This window comes from Phyllobacterium sp. 628, assembly GCF_014189505.1.
GTDB lineage: Bacteria > Pseudomonadota > Alphaproteobacteria > Rhizobiales > Rhizobiaceae > Phyllobacterium.
This window is the reverse complement of record NZ_CP050301.1, coordinates 1,230,501-1,249,318: the sequence shown is the minus strand read 5'-3', so window position 1 is coordinate 1,249,318 and position 18,818 is coordinate 1,230,501. Positions and strand designations below refer to the sequence as shown.

The following is an 18,818-nucleotide window of genomic DNA, read 5'->3' as shown; positions in this document are numbered from 1 at the left end:
GCGTCCGGTCAAAGGCTTTCTCCTATAGGGATGTCCGTGCGCGCAGCGCTGCCGTCAGCGTGCCCTCGTCAAGATAATCCAGTTCGCCGCCAACCGGCACACCATGGGCAAGCCGGGTGATGCGAATATCGAAATCTGCAAGCTGGTCGGTGATGTAGTGGGCCGTCGTCTGCCCCTCAACCGTCGCATTGACGGCTAGGATGACTTCCTTGATTTCGCCTTCCGCCACACGGCTGACGAGCGTCGCAATATTAAGATCATCCGGCCCAACGCCATCAAGCGGAGACAGGCGGCCGCCAAGCACATGGTAACGGACATTCATCGATCCTGCCCGCTCCAGAGCCCAAAGGTCGGAGACATCCTCGACGACAATCAGCGTCGCACGTTCGCGCCGTGGATCTGTGCAGATCATGCAAGGGTCGGATGTATCCACATTTCCGCAGGTGGTGCAGATGCGCACCTTGTCCGCTGCTTCCTGCATGGCCGAACCCAGCGGGATAAGCAGTGCTTCCTTCTTCTTGATGAGGTGCAAGGCAGCGCGGCGGGCAGAGCGCGGTCCGAGTCCCGGCACTTTAGCCAGCAACTGGATCAGGCGTTCAATTTCAGGGCCAGCGATTCGTTTCGACATAATGCCGGTTTAGAGCAAATTTGCTTCGCAGGGAATCAGGGACATGCCGGGAACGCAACCTGAGAGGCGATAACTGCAAAAATACACAACCCTGCATTTGTTGCTGCCATTCACCAACCAAGCAATGATCCACCCTCGCCCGATTAGGGTTTGAGAGCAGAAGCAGCAACACCGTGCCAGCCGGTGGATTGGAAAAGATGGGCTTTTCCAACTGCGGCAACAGCCTTGCTCTCGAGCTTGGAGGTGAAACTATGCGGATCTTTCCGTTTAGCATCACGCTTATTTTGAGAAAAACCCGGACGAGCTGGTCATGGACCGTCCGGGTTCAATACCTCAAATAAGAAAAGAAGGCGGGTGATAGCTCGCCTTCCACTCCAAGACCAAATGTAAACTAAACCGGTCTCATTTCCAATAAGCTTATGGTTGTGCTCGTCATGGTCAAAAAGGCAGCTTGAAACCGGGTGGAATGGGCAGACCAGCGGTGAGTGCCTGAGTCTTTTCTGCCATGATTGCTTCGACCTTGGTCTTTGCCTCATTGTGCGCAGCTATGATCAGATCTTCGAGAATCTCGACATCGTCCTCCTTGAACAGCGACGGATCAATCTTCAGCGATGTCAGCGCACCCTTGCCGGAAAGCTTGACCGTTACAAGGCCACCGCCGGACTGACCTTCAGCCTCCAATGCCGCGATCTCTTCCTGCATGGCGGCCATCTTGCCCTGCATTTCCTTGGCCTGTTTCATCATGCCCATAATGTCACGCATGGGATAAACTCCTCTTGGTCAATCGTCGTCTTCTTCAACGGGCGCCAGCGTATCATCACCGGGAATTGCACCGTCCATGGTTTCCGGGTCGCCGGATTGTCCGGCAGGTGTTGCGATCTTCACATTGATGATCTTGGCGCCGGGGAACCGCGACAGGATCGCAGCAACATCCGGATCAGCGCGGGCATCGCTAAGCATGGAATCACGCCTCGACGTTTCGGATTCCTGAATGGTTTGGCCACCCTGCTCGCGCGAAAGCGAAACCATCCAGCGCATGCCGGTCCATTCGGAGAGCTTTTGCGACAATTCAGTCAAAAGTGTCTTTGGCGCATCGTCGGTCAGATTGATTTCAAGCCGTCCCGGCTTGATGCTGACCAGCCGCACGTAGTTCTTGACCATGATCTTGAACTGCATGTTGCGCTGTTTGTCGGCCAGCGCCACAATGTCCGCAACGCTGTTGAGCGGCACCGCAGGCGCCTGCTCTTCGACAATGGCCTGCACAGAAACCGCAGGTTCTGGCTGAGGCGATTGCTCGACCAGCCGCATGGTTGCACCACCGCCGGAGGTCACAGACGCACGGCCTGGCGCTACAGCATCTGCCGGCGCACTGCTGCGGCTCATGGTCGATCCGCCGCCATTGCCGGGGCGAGGCCCGCCATTTTGTGATGATTGAGCTGATGAAAGCGCGCCATTCTCCAACGATTTGAGCGCTTCATCCAGTGTCGGCAAATCCGCGGCGTGAGCGAGCCGGATCAACAGCATTTCTGCGGCCTGCACCGGGCGATTGGAAGCATCAACCTCGGCAATGCCTTTCAGAAGCATCTGCCATGTGCGCGACAGAACGCGGATGGATAGTTTGTCCGCGTAATCCTTGCCGCGCACCCGTTCGTCTTCCGACAATGAAATATCGTCGGCGACATCCGGCGTGAAACGAATGCGCGTCACCAGATGGTTGAAATCGGCCAAATCGGACAAAACCACGCTGGGATCGGCCCCAACATCATATTGCGCCCGAAACTCACGCAGCGCAGACGCTACATCACCGCGCATCAGCATTTCGAAGAGATCGATAATGCGGGCGCGATCGGCAAGGCCGAGCATGGAGCGCACGGTTTCAGCATCAACATTGCCAGCACCGTGGGCAATGGCCTGATCGAAGATCGACAGGGAATCGCGAGCTGAGCCTTCACCGGCACGGGCGATCATTGCCAGCGACGCTGCATCGACGTTGATGCTTTCCTTGTCGGCAATCTTTCGGAGCAGACCAGTCAGCATGTTCGCATCAATACGGCGCAGGTCAAAACGCTGGCAGCGCGACAGAACCGTGATCGGAACTTTGCGGATTTCCGTGGTGGCAAAGATAAATTTGACGTGGGGCGGCGGCTCTTCCAACGTCTTCAACAGGCCGTTGAAGGCCTGGTTGGAGAGCATGTGCACCTCATCGATGATATAGACCTTATAACGCGCCGATACGGGCCGGTAGCGCACCTGTTCGATAATTTCGCGGATATCGTCGATACCCGTATGTGAGGCAGCATCCATCTCGATCACATCGACATGGCGGCCTTCCATGATGGCCTGACAATGCTCACCGGGAATCGACAGGTCGATAGTGGGCTTGTCAATCTCGGCAGTCTTGTAATTGAGCGCACGCGCCAGAATACGGGCTGTGGTGGTCTTGCCGACACCGCGCACGCCGGTCAGCATCCAAGCCTGCGCAATGCGCCCGGTCTCGAACGCATTGGTCAGTGTACGAACCATCGGTTCCTGACCGACCAGATCGTCGAAGTTCTGCGGGCGATATTTGCGGGCGAGCACGCGATAGGCGCTATCTGCCGTTTTGGTGTCCATCCCGGTTGATTCCGCTCCTGCATTGCTCTTCATTGCACTGGACAAGTTTGTACCGCTGCACACCGCAGCGTCAATGCCGGATGACGGCTTTGAAGAGGATAAAGGTGGGAGGCTGGCACGGCGACCCGTGCCTGGCTCGTTGGGGCTGCTTCCTTCCGGACCTGACCCGGTTGGCGAGTGGCTCGTCCACCACCAACCTCCCGAGGCTCATATCGGCAATTTGCACGCAAAAAGCAAGCGTGCGGACAAAAAAACTGCTATTTATTGCAAATCATGACGTTCATACTCGATAGCAAACTTGCTGCAGATACGATTCCCATTGCGAGGCTGGGCCTTTGCGATCTGCGCCTGATGAATGACCGGCGCTGGCCATGGCTCATTTTAATACCGCAACGGGCTGATATCAGCGAGATCCACGACCTCACCCCACTTGACCAGACAATGCTGGTTTTTGAGTCTGGCATTGCCGCCCAAGCCCTGAAAACAGTCGCCAACTGTGAAAAGATCAATACCGGCGCGTTAGGCAACATCGTGCGGCAATTGCACCTGCATATTATTGCCCGCAACACCGGCGATCCTGCTTGGCCCGGGCCCGTCTGGGGCTTTGGCACTCGCGAACCCTATGGCGAAAAAGACGCCCGGGACTTTGCGAACGCGATTCTCAACGCTATCTAGGTCGTAAACTCATAAATCTGACTGAAATGGCGCCTGAAACGGCAAGAAGATGCGAGGAGAGACGTGAAGGGCGGGGCTTTTCCCCCGGCTGAGCGGCTCGACACTGCAGCTTGCAGCCGTTTTGGCGTCCAGAGGATATGGTCCATTTGCCCGGCTACATCGTCGCAAAAGCTCGAGAATGGATAAACATTCCCATCGCCATTGCTCCTTGTATCCGAACAAATGGCCGCATACCATTTCAGTCAGATTTATGAGTATACGACCTAATTAACATCATCACACAGTCCCATCCGGACCGGTCTTCTGGAGCTTTATCCATGTCGTTTCGCCTTTATGATGTTCCGGAAGCGGAAGCCAGTCACTTCGTCGGCTTTGCCGGCAACAAGATCAACCGTCATTCGGAAAAGCGCAGCGACGATGTGGTGACGATTGCGCTCGCCGACGCCAAGACCAATATGCTGCTGATAGCGCAGGGGCAGGTGCTGGTGGCGCAGGGGGAAAGACACGGGCAGCGCATTCTTCAGCCTGGAGGATGCAGCTGCTCTTCTGCCCCAGCCGAACAAGACGATTTATCTTGGCATGCAGGATGACATCCCAATCCTTGCCACCTCCAGCGGCATCGATCCGGTCGACCTGCCAGACACGATTTCAGCGATGGATTATCGTCCGGTTTATACGCAGGGATTGATACCAGCGGACCAGTTGGGTGCCATGGCGCAGGCGGTGTCAATCCTGACATGGCATGAGACGCACCGCTTCTGCGGGCGCTGCGGCACGGAAACCGTCATGCGCGATGGCGGTTATCGGCGCACGTGTCCAAGTTGCGAAGCACAGCTTTTCCCACGAACTGACCCGGTAGCCATCATGATGGTGGTGCGCGGCGACAAATGCCTTCTGGCACGCGGCGCGCATTTTGGCCCCGGCATGTATTCATGCCTCGCCGGCTTTATCGAGCCGGGTGAAACCATTGAAAACGCTGTACGGCGTGAGACACTGGAAGAGACCAATCTGCCCGTAGGCCGGGTTGTCTATCATGCTTCCCAACCGTGGCCGTTCCCCTATTCCCTGATGATTGGCTGCCATGCCGAAGCTCTGTCGGACGATTACACGCTCGACAAGGCTGAACTGGAAGCGGGGCGCTGGTTTACGCGCGACGAGGTGGTTCTGATGCTTGACCGTACCCATCCGGAAGGACTGATGACACCGCCGCCCGGTGCTATCGCCGCCCACCTGATCCGCAGCTGGGTGGAGAGCGGGGATTAGGGCTGCACTACCCCTGTGCGTGGTTCGACAAGCTCACCATGAGGGAAATTGTTGATTGCAAAGCTAATTGCGGTGCAGAAGATTGTTCTCTGCAACCCTCCCTCCCCCTCATGGTGAGCTTGTCGAACCACGCACAGAGGGGTAGTGCAGCGATCGTGTATCTCTAATCTTCCTCGCTCTGTGTGCTGCGGAAGGTCGTATCGGCAGGATAAACGCCGAGAACCCGCACTTCCTTGGAGAAGAATTCCAGTTCCTCCAATGCGCGAGCGACATTTTTGTCATCCGGATGACCTTCTATATCCGCATAAAACTGCGTCGCAGTGAACTTGCCGTCGATCTGATAGCTTTCCAGCTTGGTCATGTTGACGCCATTCGTGGCAAAGCCGCCCATGGCTTTGTAAAGTGCGGCTGGAACGTTGCGGACGCGGAAAACAAACGTCGTCATCATCAGTTGATCAGAGGTTCGCGGGGCCCACTTCTTGGTTTTATTGAGAACAACAAAACGCGTGACATTGTTTTCGGTGTCTTCAACATTCTCTTCCAGAATATCGAGACCATAAAGGCTTGAGGCAAGGCGCGGAGACAGCGCCGCCATCGTTTTGTCTTTAACTTCGGAAACAAGCCGCGCGGCCCCTGCCGTGTCACCGGCTATTACCGGCTTCCAGCCATTCTTGCGGATATATTTGCGGCACTGGCCCAGCGCATGAATATGGCTGTGAACAGTTGTGATCTCACTGCGCTTGGTGCCCGGCAAAACCATCAATTGGAAATGGATCGGCAGAAAATATTCGCCAACGATGTGCAGGCGCGATTCCGGCAGGAGGTGATGAATGTCAGCCACGCGCCCGGCAATCGTGTTCTCGATCGGGATCATGGCAAGATCGGCCGCGCCACTCTCAACCGCATTGAATGCATCTTCAAAAGTCGGGCATGGCAACGGTTCCATTTGCGGAAACATGTCGCGGCACGCCGTATCGGAGTTCGCGCCGGGTTCGCCCTGAAAAGAGATGCGGTTGGTCTTGACCATAGTTCAATTACCCTTTGTGGTAGTAAGAATGTCACGTGCCCGTTCGAGATCGTCGGGCGTATCAACACCCAGCGGCACAGAATCAACGATCTCGACGTCAATGCGCATGCCGGCTTCCAGCGCGCGCAATTGTTCCAGTTTTTCGCGCTGCTCCAGCGGTGACGGGCCAAGCCCGACGAAACGCTCGAGTGCGGCGCGGCGATACGTGTAAAGCCCGATATGATGATAAAGCGGACCATTGCCATAGGGGGCAGTGGCGCGGGTGAAATAAAGCGCGCGCATTTGTCCGGCGCCAATGCTTGACCCGATAACCTTCACCACATTGGGATTGGTCTTTTCATCGTTCCGAACGATTTCTACACAAAGCGTGGCGATATCCGCTGGTCCGTTCTGCAAGGGGCGTAAAGCACGCTTTATAAGCTCCGGATCGATGGTTGGAAGATCACCCTGCACATTGACAATGGCATCGATCTCGCCGTTTGGGTCGAGTGCCAGCAATGCCTCATAGATGCGGTCGGAACCGGATTCATGGTCGCTGCGGGTCATCACGGCTTCAAGCCCGTGTGCCTCTACGGCAGCTTTCACCTCTGCACTGTCTGTGGCAACCACCGCACGCCCCAATCCGGCGGCCAGCGCCCTTTCGGCCACGTGGACAATCATCGGCTTGCCGGCAATATCGGCCAGCGGCTTGCCGGGAAGGCGTGTTGAGGCCATCCGGGCCGGAATCAGGGTCAATGTTTTCATCGTCATAACAGCCTACGGTGTCAAAAAGTCTCAGGCAGAATAGCCCTTATATGTGTTGCAACTCTTCAGCAAAAGACCTAGTTTCCGCGCGATCACGAGGGGACTCTCGTCAAATAATGCAGCGGTTTGCATTGACCAGATAATGAGAACCTCCGCAAGAGGAGCAATGAGCGACAATGGATTCGAGCGCATTCAACAAATACGCCATGGCGTTTCTGGCAACGGTTTTCGTTGTCATGACGGCAGGCATCCTTTCGGATTTCATATTTGACTCGCATGCGCCCGAAAAACCCGGCTTTATCATCCAGGCTGCCGAAGCTGGTGGTGAAGGTGAAGCAGGTGCGCCGGCAGCTGCCGCTGCTGTGCCGATTGCAACGCTGCTGGCTTCTGCTGACGCGACACGCGGTGAAGCGATTTTCAAGCGCTGTCAGGCTTGCCACACGGGTGAAAAGGGCGGCGCCAACAAGGTTGGTCCAAACCTTTGGGACATTGTTGACCGTCCAATGGCGACACATGAAGGCTTCAGCTATTCCGGCGCCATCAAGGACTTCTCCAAGGGCGGCAAGGAACTGTGGACATTTGACCATCTCAATCACTTCCTGACCTCGCCAAAGGCCTACATCAAGGGCACTGCCATGGGCTTTGCCGGCGACAAGAAGGACAATGAGCGCGCTGACCTGATTGCTTATCTGCGTACACTTTCCGATAGTCCAAAGCCGTTGCCTGCAGCCGATGCGGCGCCAGCCGGTGGTGACAAGCCAGCCGATCCGGCCAAACCGGCTGAAGGTGCAGCACCTGCACCGACCAAGTAAACCCAACATCCGTTCCAGAAAAAGCCGGGCCCAGTGCCCGGCTTTTTTGTATCGACATCAAGACTGCGTGTTTTTTTGCCGAAGGCCTGTTCTCTGCCGCATTTTCTCTTAGACTAAAGGCCAGAGAACTATGGAGACCTGATTTGCAATTCCGATCCTTCGTTGCCAGCCTCGCTTTCCTTGCCGTCACGACGATGGCTCCCCTGTCAAATGCGAGGGCTGCAGAACCCGAATGGCGGACTGCCGTGAGTGTCTTGGGAGAGCCGAAATATCCAGCGGATTTCAAACATTTTGATTATGTGAATCCAGACGCCCCTAAGGGCGGCACGCTTAATCAAACAGCCGATGGATCATTTGACAGCCTTAATCCATTTGTTATTCAGGGTAACGCAGCGGCGGGATTGCCTCCATCCGACAATCCGATCGGCGGAGGGCTGCTTTACGATACACTTCTCAGCCAGGCACCAGACCAGCCAGCGACGAATTATGGCCTGATTGCTGAAGCGCTGGCCTATCCCGATGATTTTTCGTGGGTCAAGTTTCGCCTGAACCCCGCAGCCAAATGGCATGATGGCCAGCCAATTACGGTTGAGGATGTCATATGGTCCTTCAACACGCTCAAAACCCAGACACCTCTATACAATAAGTATTATCACGATGTGACAAAGGTCGAAGCAACCGGTGACCGCGAGGTTACATTCACCTTCGCAAGTGGCGGTAACCGCGAATTGCCAAGCATCATGGGTGATTTCCCGATATTGCCGAAACATTGGTGGGAAGGAACCGATGCCAATGGCAAGAAGCGTGATATCTCGAAGCCAACAACAGAGATTCCATTGGGCTCGTCCGCCTACAGGATAGAAAGCTTTGATATTGGCAAAACAATCGTCTGGACGCGCGTGCCCGATTACTGGGGCAAAGACCTTCCGATCAACGTCGGACGTCAGAATTTCGAACATGTCCGATATGAATATTTCCGCGACTCCACCGCCGAATGGGAAGCTTTTAAAAAGGGTGGCATCCAAGACTTCCGGCCAGAACCCAGCATCGGCAAATGGATGCGTGGCTATGATTTTCCGGCTTTTACCCGTGGGGATGTGGTCAAAGCCATGTTCCCACGTCACTCCTATGGTCTAATGCAGGGCTTTTTGCTGAACACACGGCGCGACAAATTCAAAGATCCGAAAGTTCGTGAGGCTTTGAACTTCGTCTATGATTTTGAAACGATGAGCAAGAATATGTTCTTCGGCCAGTACAAGCGCGTCTACAGCTATTTCACCGGATCGGAGCTGGCAGCAACCGGGTTGCCAAGTAGCAAAGAGCTGGAAATTCTCGAGACGGTGCGCGGCGAAGTTCCGCCTGAAGTTTTCACGAAGGAATTCAAACTTCCAGTGTTCGACTCCCCTCAAGCGCTGAGGGATAACCTGCGAACTGCGATACAATTGATGAAAGAGGCTGGTTACGAACAGACGGGCGGCAAACTGGTAGACAGCAAGACAGGCAATCCCTTTGCCATCGAGTTTCTCGCCGGAGATACTACTGATGAACGGTTCATCGGACCATTCATGGAAAATTTGCGAAAGATTGGAATCGATGCCCGCATACGGGTTGTGGATAGTACCCAATTTTCCTCGCGGCTAACTGATTTCGATTTTGATATCACGACACCGCGTTCTGTGATGGTTCAGAGCCTTTCACCAGGCAATGAACAGCGCGATTTTTGGGGATCGGCAGCGGCTGACAGCAAGGGCAGTCGCAATTATATGGGCATCAAGAATCCTGCAATCGACAAGCTGATCGACAAGGTTATCTTCGCCAAAGATCGCGATGAACTCGTTGCGGCCACACGGGCGCTCGACCGGGTTCTCCTGTGGAATTATTACGTGGTGCCACAATGGTACGACGACCGGATCAAAATCGCCTACTGGAACAAGTTTGGGATGCCTGAGAAGCAACCGGATTATATTGGTATTGATCCATTCTCATGGTGGATCGACACCGCCAAAGAACAAGCGCTGAAGGCCAAGGCACAATGATGGGCGGCCATCTCAATCGCCGGGATCTGCTGAAATATTCGGGAAGCGCGGCGCTGGCCGCGCTTGCACCGCGTCTGGCACTGGCGGATGTGAAAACCGGGGTGCCGCTGCATGGCTTGTCGGCCTTTGGCGAACTTAAATATCCCAAAGACTTCACCCACTTTGACTATACCAATCCCGATGCGCCGAAGGGCGGCACGTTCTGCTTCTCGCCGCCGACATGGTATTTCAACCAATCAACGCAGACGTTCAATACTTTGAACGGTTTCAGCGGGCGTGGCGATGCACCGCCGCGTATGGAGCTGTGCTTCGATTCCTTGATGACATCCGCGCAGGACGAACCGGACGCGATTTATGGCCTGGTCGCCGAAAGTGTCACGGTCTCTGATGACAAGCGCACTTTCACTTTCAAACTTCGCCCCGAAGCACGTTTTCACGACGGTTCGCCGTTAACGGCCCATGACGCTGCTTTCAGCTATGAAACATTGAAGGCCAAGGGCCATCCCGATCTTTCTTTGATCTTGACGGAATTGCAGGAGATCGTTGCCGAAGACGATCATACGCTGCGCCTTACCTTTTCCGGCAAACATTCGGATCGCGCGATTCTCGACATCGCCGCGGCCATTCCGATCCTCTCCAAAGCCTGGTACGCAACCCGCGATTTCGACGCCTCCACGCTCGAAGCCCCGCTTGGGTCTGGCGCATACCGTGTCGGCATCGTTCGCGTCGGACAGACGATAGAACTCGAGCGTGTCACCGATTATTGGGCGAAGGATTTACCCGTTATGCGGGGTTCCAACAATTTCGACCGCATTCGCATCGAATTCTTCCGCGACCGGCAGCCGGATTTCGAGGCCTTCAAGAAGGGCGATATTTACTGGCGGTCCGAATCCGTCGCCAAGACGTGGGCGACGGAATACAATTTCCCCGCCATTGCGCAAAAACGGGTGGTCAAGCGTGAGTTCTCAAGCGAAAAACGCCCTACCATGCAGGGCTGGGCGTTCAACGAGCGGCGCGCGCAATTTCGCGATCAACGCGTCCGGGAAGCTGTCGCATTATGCTTCGATTTTGAATGGACGCAGAAGAACCTTTTCTATGGTGTCTACGAGCGCTCGCAATCTCTGTTTGAAAAGTCCGAATTTCGAGCGGAAGGCAAACCGTCAGCAGAAGAGCTGGCGATTATGGAGCCACTGCGCGACAAGCTGCCGCCAGAGATTTTCGGTGACGTGGTCATGCAGCCGACATCGGACGGTTCCGGGCGCGACAGGAACAATCTGCGCCGCGCCATCGAACTGATCACTGCCGCAGGCTATACAAGGACGAATGGCAAGTTTGTCGATACGAACGGTCAGACACTTAATCTTGAGCTGTTGATCCAGGCTGAAGTCTTTACGCGATCGTCAACCCCTTTCATCAACAATCTCAATGCCATCGGCATCAACGCCACCTTGCGGCTTGTCGATCCGGCGCAATACCAGATCCGCTTGCAGGATTTTGATTTCGACATGACGGGTTTCGGCATCTCCCTTAGTCCAACATCGACTCAGGAGAGTTTGGACACGCTGTTCGGCTCAAAATCCGCGGCTGTATCCGGCTCGCGCAATTTTGCCGGGATCGCCGATCCGACGGTCGATGCATTGATCCAGAAGATCAGTGGCGCAACGACGCGCGCCGAATTGGTCACGATTATGCGTGTTCTGGATCGGCTCTTGCGTATAAGACGCGACTGGATTCCAAATTGGTACAGTGCGAATCACCTGATCGCCTATTGGGATATGTTCGGCTTCAAGGAGCCGAAGCCCGATTATGGTTTTCCGGTAGAGACGCTGTGGTGGTTTGACGAAGCGAAGGCAAGGGCAATTGGCAAGATTTGAATACGCAGTGACCTCCAGAGGAACCCCCTGATGGGAGCTTATATTCTCCGGCGTTTGCTTCTGATGATACCGACCCTGTTCGGGGTCCTGCTTGTCTGTTTCGTGATTGTCCAATTCGTTCCCGGCGGCCCGGTCCAGCGCATCATCGGTCAGTTGACCGGTCAGGGCGGCAACGCTCTCGACCGTATCGGCGGCGGTGGCGCGGATTTCGGCCAAAGCAACGATACTCTCGGCACAGGTGCCGGCAATTCGAAATATCGCGGTGCGCAGGGGCTGGACCCGGCCTTCATTGCCAGCCTTGAAAAGCAGTTTGGCTTGGACAAACCGCCGTTGGAGCGCTTTCGTATTCTCGTCTGGAACTATGTGCGTTTTGACTTCGGCAACAGCTATTTCCGCGATATCAGCGTGATCCAGCTCATCAAGGAGAAGCTGCCGGTTTCCATATCGCTCGGCCTATGGATGACGCTTCTTTCCTATATGATTTCGATACCCCTAGGGATACGCAAGGCGATCAAGGATGGATCGACATTCGACGTCTGGACCAGCGCCATCATCATTGTTGGCTATGCCATTCCCGGCTTTCTCTTCGGTATTATGCTGATCGTTTTCTTTGCCGGCGGCTCGTTCTTCGACTGGTTCCCGTTGCGCGGTTTGACCTCGAACAATTTTGCCGACCTCTCCTTTTTCGGCAAGATCGTCGATTATGCATGGCACATCGCCCTGCCGCTGACTGCCATGCTGCTGTCGGCCTTTGCCACCACAACGCTTTTGACCAAGAACTCGTTTCTCGATGAGATTCGCAAGCAATATGTGACGACAGCCCGCGCCAAGGGCCTGAGCGAACGCAAAATCCTTTATGGCCATGTGTTCCGCAACGCGATGCTGATTGTCATATCGGGGTTCCCCAGCGCCTTCATCTCGATCTTCTTCACCGGCCAGCTGTTGATTGAAGCCATCTTCTCGCTCGATGGTCTTGGGCTGCTCGGCTACGAATCGATCATCAACCGCGATTATCCCGTGGTTATCGCCACGGTTTATATCTTCGCGCTTGTCGGTGTGGTGATCAGCCTGCTCTCCGATCTTCTCTATACGTGGATCGATCCACGCATTGATTTTGAGCGGAGGGACGTGTGATGAGCGACATGGCACTCGACACACAAGCCTCTGCCGCCAAGGTGCGCCGCCCGCGCCTGTCGCCGCTCAACGCGCGGCGCTGGCAGAACTTCAAGGCCAACCGGCGCGGCTGGTGGGCTCTATGGCTATTTCTGTTCCTGTTTATCGGATCACTGTTTGGGGAATTCATCGCCAACGACAAGCCGATCGTCATTTCCTACAAGGGCGAAATCCTGTTTCCGGTTCTGGTCGACTATCCCGAGGAGAAGTTCAACGGTTTCTATGCGGTGACAGATTATCGCGATCCGGTGATTCAGGACGAGATCAACAGCAATGGCTGGGCGGTCTGGCCGCCGGTGCGCTATTCCTACCGCACGGTGAACAACGAACTGCCGGATACCGCACCATCCAAACCGTTCTGGCTCTACACGCCGGAACAGCGTTGCGCCCGCTATCCGCAGGGCGTCAATGATGCCAATTGCACATTCGGCAATATGAATATTCTGGGCACGGACGATCAGGCACGCGATGTCTTTGCCCGCGCGCTTTACGGGTTCCGCATCTCCGTTCTGTTCGGTCTGATCCTCACGGCGGCTTCGGCGGTGATCGGCGTGACAGCCGGTGCATTGCAAGGCTATTTCGGTGGCTGGCTGGATCTGCTGGCCCAGCGTTTCATCGAAATCTGGTCCTCTGTACCGACACTCTATCTGCTTCTAATCATGGCATCGATCCTGCCGCCTGGCTTCTGGATCCTGCTGTGCATTATGCTGCTGTTTTCCTGGGTGCATTTCGTCGGCATTGTCCGCGCGGAGTTCCTGCGCGCCCGCAACTTTGAATATGTGAATGCGGCACGGGCGCTTGGTGTGCGCGACCGGACCATAATGTTCCGGCATCTTCTGCCCAACGCGATGGTGACGACACTGACCTTTCTGCCTTTTATTCTCAACGGATCGATCACCACACTCACCTCGCTCGATTTCCTTGGCTTTGGCCTGCCGCCTGGCTCACCGTCGCTGGGTGAATTGCTGGCGCAGGGCAAGAACAATCTGCAGGCGCCTTGGCTGGGTCTGACCGGCTTTGTCGTGATCTCGCTGATGCTGTCGCTGCTGATTTTTGTCGGCGAAGCCACGCGCGACGCTTTCGATCCACGCAAGGCTTTCAAATGAGCGCGGCCCCTCTCCTTTCCGTCCGCGACCTGTCGGTTGCATTCACCCAGAATGGCCGGGAGTCGATTGCTGTCGATCATGTGTCGTTCGACATTGCTCAAGGTGAAACCGTGGCGCTGGTGGGCGAATCCGGCTCGGGCAAATCGGTATCGGCGCTGTCTATCCTGAAACTGCTGCCCTATCCGCCTGCTTCGCATCCATCGGGCCAAATCCTGTTTAACGGTCAGGATCTTCTTGATAGCAATGAGAATGATCTGCGCCGCGTTCGCGGCAATGACATCACCATGATTTTTCAGGAGCCGATGACATCGCTCAATCCGCTGCATTCCATCGAGAAGCAGATTGTCGAGGTACTAAAGCTGCATCAGGGCATGCGCGATGCGGCAGCAAAGGAACGCACGCTCGCGCTTCTGCATGAAGTGGGGATTCGTGAACCGGAAAAGCGGCTGGATGCCTATCCGCACCAGCTTTCCGGCGGGCAGCGCCAGCGTGTCATGATCGCCATGGCGCTTGCCAACAAGCCGAAACTGCTGATTGCGGACGAGCCGACGACCGCCCTCGACGTGACGGTGCAGGCGCAAATCCTGCAATTGCTGGCCGACCTTAAAAAAGCGCAGGGCATGTCGATGCTGTTCATCACGCATGATCTCGGCATCGTGCGCAAGATCGCCGACCGCGTCTGTGTTATGACCGGCGGCAAGATCGTCGAGACCGGCCCGACCAGGCAAATTTTCGACAATCCGCAGCACGAATATACGCGTCATCTGCTGGCTGCCGAACCCAAGGGCAATCCGCCTTCCGCCGATCTGTCGGCAGCGCCTGTCATGCGCGGCGAACAGGTGAAAGTGTGGTTCCCGATCAAGCAGGGTTTTCTGCGCCGCACAGTCGATCATGTGAAGGCCGTGGATGGCATCGATGTCACCATTCGCGCCGGGCAGACACTCGGCGTGGTTGGCGAATCCGGTTCCGGTAAGACCACGCTGGGACTTGCCCTGTCACGGATGATCTCGTCGCAAGGTGTCATTCGCTTTGGCGAAAAGGATATCAACCAGTTCTCGTTCAAGCAGATGCGCCCGTTGCGGCGCGAGTTGCAGATCGTGTTTCAGGATCCCTTTGGATCGCTGTCGCCGCGCATGTCGATTGCCGATATTGTGGCCGAAGGCCTTGCGGTGCACGAGCCGAAACTGTCAGCCGACGAGCGCGATGCGCGGGTCGTCGCGGCGCTCAAAGAAGTCAATCTCGATCCTGAGAATCGCTTCCGCTATCCGCATGAATTTTCCGGCGGTCAGCGTCAGCGCATCGCCATAGCGCGCGCTATGGTGCTTAATCCGCGCTTTGTCATGCTGGATGAACCAACCTCGGCGCTTGATATGAGTGTACAGGCGCAGGTGGTCGATCTGTTGCGCGGATTGCAGCAGAAGCACAATCTGGCCTATCTTTTCATCAGCCATGACCTCAAAGTGGTCAAGGCACTGGCCAATGATGTGCTGGTGATGCGTAATGGCAAAGCAGTGGAATATGGTCCATCGGAGGAAATTTTTGCCAATCCGAAGAGCGACTACACAAAAGCACTGATGGCGGCAGCCTTCAGGATAGAAACGGCCGAAAAGGGAGCAGTAAGCGAATGACCGGGACAAGCGATACGATTTTTCTGGCTGTCACAGGCTGGGATCCGGACGTCTGGCTATCGGAGTTTGCCAAGAATGCACCGGGCCGCAAACTCGTGTTGAACACTGATACGGACAAAGAAAAAGTTCGTTACGCACTGGTGTGGAAACAGCGGCCGGGTTCGCTCGCCGATTTGCCAAATCTTGAAGTCATTTTTTCGCTGGGCGCCGGTGTGGATCATGTTTTCCACGACGATCAGATTCCCGATGTGCCTATTGTTCGTATTGTTTCGCCTGACCTGACCATGCGCATGACCGAATATGTGGTCTGGCAGGTGCTTGATCATCATCGTCTTGGTCTGCGCTACCGCCAGCAGCAGGCCGGCAAAGTCTGGCATGAGGACCGCCGCCAGCCCGCAGCCCACGAAGTCACCGTCGGCATTCTCGGCATGGGTGTGCTTGGACGCGATGCGGCGTTGAAACTGCGCGCGCTGGGCTTCAAGGTCAGCGGCTGGAGCCGCCGTTTGCAGGTGCTGGACGGTATCACCAGCCATCATGGCAAAGACGGGCTCAAGGATTTCCTGAAGGACGCGGACATTATGGTCTCGCTGTTGCCGTTGACACCCGAGACAAAAGGCATTCTTTCCATGAGCCTGTTTGCCCAGATGAAGACCGATGGTCCGCTCGGCGCACCGGTGCTGATCAATGCAGGCCGTGGCGGCCTGCAGAATGAGGCAGATATCCTGGCGGCACTCGAACGCGGCATGCTGTCGGCCGTGACGCTTGATGTGTTTAACAAGGAACCTTTGCCCAAGGACAGTGCGCTATGGAATCATCCGCAGGTGGTCATCACACCGCATGCGGCAGCAAGCTCCAGCCCTTCGGCACTCGTTCCTGAAATCATCGCCCAGATCGAATCCTATGAACGCGGCGAGCCATTGAAAAATATCGTCGACCGGGAAGCGCAATATTGATTCCCGGTTAGATGGCGCCGCTCCTGTGCGTGGTTCGACAAGCTCACCATGAGGGAGAGGGATGGGTTGCAGGGAGAAGGTCTGCAATGTTCCGACGAGCCTTGCAGCACCAATCTCCCTCATGGTGAGCTTGTCGAACCACGCACGGTGATCATGCCGCACTTGACCGGCAAGGCCAAACAACTATCTTAACTCTCGCAAGTGTTCTCAGGGCGGGGCGCAATTCCCCACCGGCGGTAATCACTGGGTGTCGAAAGATGTCAGGTACGAGCCCGCGAGCGCTTTCCGGTTCGCTGGAAAGGTCAGCAGATTTCGGTGCAATTCCGAAGCCGACGGTATAGTCCGGATGAAAGAGAACAACTGAAAGCAAGGGATGCCTTACGGCAGTCCCGAACCGTTTTTGGTTGTGCCCTGATTCACGTCAACTCTTGAGGAGACCGACATGGATCAGTTCCAGAATAACAATACCCCGCAAGCCACTCAAACCCTGCATTCCCCTCCCCGCATTGCCTATATTCAGGCGCGCTGGCATTCGGAAATTGTCGATCAATGCCGTATTGGCTTTGAAGGTGAGCTCAAAACGCAAGGCGTCAATGTTGGGCGTTTCGACGTCTATGACGTGCCGGGTTCATTCGACATTCCGCTGCTTGCCAAAAAGCTGGCCGAAGCCGGGCGCTACGACGCCATTGTCGCGGCTGGCCTTGTCGTCGATGGCGGGATTTACCGGCATGATTTTGTTGCCGGAACAGTGGTCAACGCACTTCTGACCGCTCAGATGGAAACGGGTGTTCCGATGCTGTCGGCCGTGCTGACACCGCATCATTTTCAGGAAACCGCGCAGCACATCGACTTCTTCACCAAGCATTTTCTGATCAAGGGTCAGGAAGCAGCCCGCGCCTGTCTGCAGATCATCCGCACATTCCAGCGGGTGGCTGACTTGTCAGCGGCGTAGGCGTCACGGGAAAAGATGAGATTTGCCCCCTCTGCCCGACAGGGCGGAGGGGGTAAGATTTACAGCCGCCGTACGGCTGTCGGCTTGCCATAGAGATAGGCGATGCGCTCGATCGCATCGTGCAGCGGTTCCAGCGTGACACTCATCGTGTGACCGCTGGCATGCAACAGCATGGAGGAATTGGCCATCATTGCCGCATGCCCTTTCCAGAAAACGAAATCACCGCGCTTCAGATTGCTATAGGTGTCATCCGGTTCGACCGCGTCGCCGATGGAACTGGCCTGCATATCGGAATCACGTAGCGCGGACTGGCCGGTCATCAGCAGCGCCAGTTGCACAAGGCCAGAACAGTCGATGCCAAAACCAGAGACACCGCCCCAGAGATAGGGCGTGTGCATCATGGTTTCCGCGACCGCCACATGATCGTCCGTCACCTCGTCAATCGGCACAAGATGTTTGGCGATGACTGCCTCACCACTTGGCAAGATGCCATAGAGCGTGCCGCGCCGCTCCTCGCCGCCCTTGATGGTAACCAGCGAGCCCATGGACAGGGCTTTAGTATGCGGGAATTTCAGGTCAGAACCCGGATAGACAAAGGTGCGCGGCGCAATAACGATATGGGTCGGCTCGTCGCGGCGCTGATCGATTGCCGTATCGACGACATAGCCGACATAGCCATCACGTTCGTTCTGAACCCAGCACCAGCCATTGGTGTCTTCGAATACCAGAATATCATCGCCGAAGAGGAACTGAGTAGTCACACCCGCATCGCCGCGCGGCGCACCGCGCACGTCAACCACGGGTTCAGAAATGCGCATGGGCTTGCCTTCGACAAAGCGATCCGCCTCAATCTGTCCGCGCAAGCTTTCATCCGCCAGATCGGAGCGGAACGCATTCAGCCGTTTATCCAATGTCACAGGGGCAATCCTCTTGCTTTGGCGATGACGAGGTCGCCGAGCTTTTCAACATAGAGCGCACCTTTTACCGTTCTCTTGACGAGAACATTGCGCTTGTCCTTTTCATCGCGGTGCCGGTCGACCAGACCATAGGCACCCATTGTGTCGAGTGCGCGGGTGATCACCGGCTTGGTCACTTTCAGCTTGGCAGCCATACCACGGATCGTGTGCGGCGGCGGCTCCAGATATACCGTCAGCAGCACGGCCAATTGCCGCATCGTCAGGTCATGCGCGTCATCGCGCACTTCCGAGATGGCAATTTCCTTCCACAAAGTGAGCGCCTGAAACGGCTTCAATTCAATCTGCATAGACGGCTTCCGAGTCATTTCGGTTCCGTATCATTTTATCCTGTACCGGTCCAAGCACAAGTGCTTCATT

The 18,818-nt window shown here is 55.8% G+C and carries 16 protein-coding genes, 1 other RNA gene, 1 pseudogene and 1 riboswitch; of the genes and pseudogenes, 10 read left to right on the top strand and 8 right to left on the bottom strand.

Features of this window, described 5'->3' with window-relative positions; genetic code table 11:
* Positions 1–22 precede the first annotated feature (22 nt).
* From recR to ffs, 4 genes are all read right to left on the bottom strand, one after another.
* Entirely contained in the window at positions 23–628 is a 606-nt protein-coding gene (gene recR, locus HB779_RS07715) for a recombination mediator RecR (protein ID WP_188345150.1), read from the bottom strand.
* A 438-nt stretch (positions 629–1,066) separates the two neighbouring features.
* A complete protein-coding gene (locus tag HB779_RS07710; RefSeq protein WP_188345149.1) occupies positions 1,067–1,390 on the bottom strand; it encodes a YbaB/EbfC family nucleoid-associated protein in 324 nt (107 codons plus the stop codon).
* Positions 1,391–1,408: 18 nt separating this feature from the next.
* The gene (locus HB779_RS07705) at positions 1,409–3,274 is read right to left on the bottom strand and encodes a DNA polymerase III subunit gamma/tau (RefSeq protein WP_188345829.1); all 1,866 of its coding nucleotides are present in this window, start codon (positions 3,272–3,274) and stop codon (positions 1,409–1,411) included.
* 71 nt (positions 3,275–3,345) lie between these two features.
* Positions 3,346–3,442, bottom strand: an RNA gene (ffs, locus tag HB779_RS07700) — signal recognition particle sRNA small type.
* A gap of 69 nt (positions 3,443–3,511) precedes the next feature.
* On the opposite strand from ffs, the gene HB779_RS07695 reads away from it, so the two are divergent.
* The gene (locus HB779_RS07695; protein WP_188345828.1) at positions 3,512–3,916 is read left to right on the top strand and encodes an HIT domain-containing protein; all 405 of its coding nucleotides are present in this window, start codon (positions 3,512–3,514) and stop codon (positions 3,914–3,916) included.
* Positions 3,917–4,233: 317 nt separating this feature from the next.
* A pseudogene (nudC, locus tag HB779_RS07690) lies at positions 4,234–5,179 on the top strand (NAD(+) diphosphatase).
* 163 nt (positions 5,180–5,342) lie between these two features.
* Here the strand turns inward: nudC and HB779_RS07685 are convergent.
* Complete coding sequence (locus tag HB779_RS07685; protein ID WP_188345148.1) at positions 5,343–6,206, bottom strand: prephenate dehydratase; 864 nt, start codon at positions 6,204–6,206, stop codon at positions 5,343–5,345.
* 3 nt (positions 6,207–6,209) lie between these two features.
* On the bottom strand, positions 6,210–6,956 hold the full coding sequence (locus HB779_RS07680) for a 3-deoxy-manno-octulosonate cytidylyltransferase (RefSeq protein ID WP_371823895.1): 747 nt from the start codon (positions 6,954–6,956) through the stop codon (positions 6,210–6,212).
* A 170-nt stretch (positions 6,957–7,126) separates the two neighbouring features.
* On the opposite strand from HB779_RS07680, the gene HB779_RS07675 reads away from it, so the two are divergent.
* From HB779_RS07675 to HB779_RS07640, 8 genes are all read left to right on the top strand, one after another.
* On the top strand, positions 7,127–7,762 hold the full coding sequence (locus HB779_RS07675; RefSeq protein WP_188345146.1) for a cytochrome c family protein: 636 nt from the start codon (positions 7,127–7,129) through the stop codon (positions 7,760–7,762).
* A gap of 194 nt (positions 7,763–7,956) precedes the next feature.
* The gene (locus HB779_RS07670; RefSeq protein ID WP_188345827.1) at positions 7,957–9,798 is read left to right on the top strand and encodes an extracellular solute-binding protein; all 1,842 of its coding nucleotides are present in this window, start codon (positions 7,957–7,959) and stop codon (positions 9,796–9,798) included.
* Positions 9,798–11,672: an extracellular solute-binding protein gene (locus HB779_RS07665; protein ID WP_188345826.1), complete on the top strand. Its 1,875-nt coding sequence runs from the start codon at positions 9,798–9,800 to the stop codon at positions 11,670–11,672. The genes HB779_RS07670 and HB779_RS07665 overlap by 1 nt, the downstream gene beginning before the upstream one ends.
* A 30-nt stretch (positions 11,673–11,702) precedes the next feature.
* The gene (locus tag HB779_RS07660) at positions 11,703–12,806 is read left to right on the top strand and encodes a microcin C ABC transporter permease YejB (protein WP_188345145.1); all 1,104 of its coding nucleotides are present in this window, start codon (positions 11,703–11,705) and stop codon (positions 12,804–12,806) included.
* On the top strand, positions 12,806–13,951 hold the full coding sequence (locus HB779_RS07655; protein ID WP_188345144.1) for an ABC transporter permease: 1,146 nt from the start codon (positions 12,806–12,808) through the stop codon (positions 13,949–13,951). Before HB779_RS07660 ends, HB779_RS07655 begins: the two co-directional genes overlap by 1 nt.
* A complete protein-coding gene (locus HB779_RS07650; protein WP_188345143.1) occupies positions 13,948–15,579 on the top strand; it encodes an ABC transporter ATP-binding protein in 1,632 nt (543 codons plus the stop codon). Before HB779_RS07655 ends, HB779_RS07650 begins: the two co-directional genes overlap by 4 nt.
* Positions 15,576–16,532, top strand: a complete 957-nt coding sequence (locus HB779_RS07645; RefSeq protein WP_188345142.1) for a glyoxylate/hydroxypyruvate reductase A — start codon at positions 15,576–15,578, stop codon at positions 16,530–16,532. The genes HB779_RS07650 and HB779_RS07645 overlap by 4 nt, the downstream gene beginning before the upstream one ends.
* 199 nt (positions 16,533–16,731) lie before the next feature.
* Positions 16,732–16,894, top strand: a riboswitch (FMN riboswitch).
* 80 nt (positions 16,895–16,974) lie between these two features.
* Positions 16,975–17,484: a 6,7-dimethyl-8-ribityllumazine synthase gene (locus HB779_RS07640; RefSeq protein WP_188345141.1), complete on the top strand. Its 510-nt coding sequence runs from the start codon at positions 16,975–16,977 to the stop codon at positions 17,482–17,484.
* A 59-nt stretch (positions 17,485–17,543) separates the two neighbouring features.
* Here the strand turns inward: HB779_RS07640 and HB779_RS07635 are convergent, their stop codons facing one another.
* Both HB779_RS07635 and HB779_RS07630 read right to left on the bottom strand, forming a co-directional pair.
* The gene (locus HB779_RS07635; RefSeq protein ID WP_188345825.1) at positions 17,544–18,410 is read right to left on the bottom strand and encodes an NlpC/P60 family protein; all 867 of its coding nucleotides are present in this window, start codon (positions 18,408–18,410) and stop codon (positions 17,544–17,546) included.
* Complete coding sequence (locus HB779_RS07630) at positions 18,398–18,748, bottom strand: MarR family transcriptional regulator (protein WP_188345140.1); 351 nt, start codon at positions 18,746–18,748, stop codon at positions 18,398–18,400. Before HB779_RS07630 ends, HB779_RS07635 begins: the two co-directional genes overlap by 13 nt.
* Positions 18,749–18,818 lie beyond the last annotated feature (70 nt).

Bases quoted from the DNA above. Each gene is read 5' to 3' on its own strand.
- recR (WP_188345150.1), bottom strand. From the start codon at position 628: ATGTCGAAACGAATCGCTGGCCCTGAAATTGAACGCCTGATCCAGTTG.
- HB779_RS07710 (WP_188345149.1), bottom strand. From the start codon at position 1,390: ATGCGTGACATTATGGGCATGATGAAACAGGCCAAGGAAATGCAGGGC.
- HB779_RS07705 (WP_188345829.1), bottom strand. From the start codon at position 3,274: ATGAAGAGCAATGCAGGAGCGGAATCAACCGGGATGGACACCAAAACG.
- HB779_RS07685 (WP_188345148.1), bottom strand. From the start codon at position 6,206: ATGGTCAAGACCAACCGCATCTCTTTTCAGGGCGAACCCGGCGCGAAC.
- HB779_RS07680 (WP_371823895.1), bottom strand. From the start codon at position 6,956: ATGACGATGAAAACATTGACCCTGATTCCGGCCCGGATGGCCTCAACA.
- HB779_RS07675 (WP_188345146.1), top strand. From the start codon at position 7,127: ATGGATTCGAGCGCATTCAACAAATACGCCATGGCGTTTCTGGCAACG.
- HB779_RS07670 (WP_188345827.1), top strand. From the start codon at position 7,957: ATGGCTCCCCTGTCAAATGCGAGGGCTGCAGAACCCGAATGGCGGACT.
- HB779_RS07665 (WP_188345826.1), top strand. From the start codon at position 9,798: ATGGGCGGCCATCTCAATCGCCGGGATCTGCTGAAATATTCGGGAAGC.
- HB779_RS07660 (WP_188345145.1), top strand. From the start codon at position 11,703: ATGGGAGCTTATATTCTCCGGCGTTTGCTTCTGATGATACCGACCCTG.
- HB779_RS07655 (WP_188345144.1), top strand. From the start codon at position 12,806: ATGAGCGACATGGCACTCGACACACAAGCCTCTGCCGCCAAGGTGCGC.
- HB779_RS07650 (WP_188345143.1), top strand. From the start codon at position 13,948: ATGAGCGCGGCCCCTCTCCTTTCCGTCCGCGACCTGTCGGTTGCATTC.
- HB779_RS07645 (WP_188345142.1), top strand. From the start codon at position 15,576: ATGACCGGGACAAGCGATACGATTTTTCTGGCTGTCACAGGCTGGGAT.
- HB779_RS07640 (WP_188345141.1), top strand. From the start codon at position 16,975: ATGGATCAGTTCCAGAATAACAATACCCCGCAAGCCACTCAAACCCTG.
- HB779_RS07630 (WP_188345140.1), bottom strand. From the start codon at position 18,748: ATGCAGATTGAATTGAAGCCGTTTCAGGCGCTCACTTTGTGGAAGGAA.